This is a genomic window from Bacillus sp. L75, assembly GCF_003676355.1.
GTDB lineage: Bacteria > Bacillota > Bacilli > Bacillales > Bacillaceae > Bacillus > Bacillus velezensis.
The window spans coordinates 385-599 of sequence record NZ_ML064948.1 but is presented as its reverse complement, the minus strand read 5'-3'; the positions used below and the strand labels follow the sequence as shown (position 1 = coordinate 599).

Annotated in this window: 1 protein-coding gene; it reads right to left on the bottom strand. The window is 38.1% G+C overall.

Annotated elements, in window-relative coordinates; all coding sequences use genetic code 11:
- The coding region (locus D5S11_RS20105; protein WP_206504713.1) for a hypothetical protein at positions 1-215 on the bottom strand (215 nt) is incomplete at both ends.

Sequence of the window (215 nt, the reverse complement as noted above, 5' to 3'; positions counted from 1 at the left end):
TATCTTGGTGCTTGGTTTTAACGGGGTTTTACATGCCTCTGCCTTTAATTTTTGCAGCATCTCAGGTTTAATTGTTTTGCTGTTAAAGCTTATTAAGTCTTCAGGGTTATGATAAACACCATGAACAACTGCTTCGTAAGTTTTATATACCCGCTCAGCTAATCCAGTTATATTTTGCGCCTTCTTATTGTCAAACGCATCCTTAACTAGTCGCC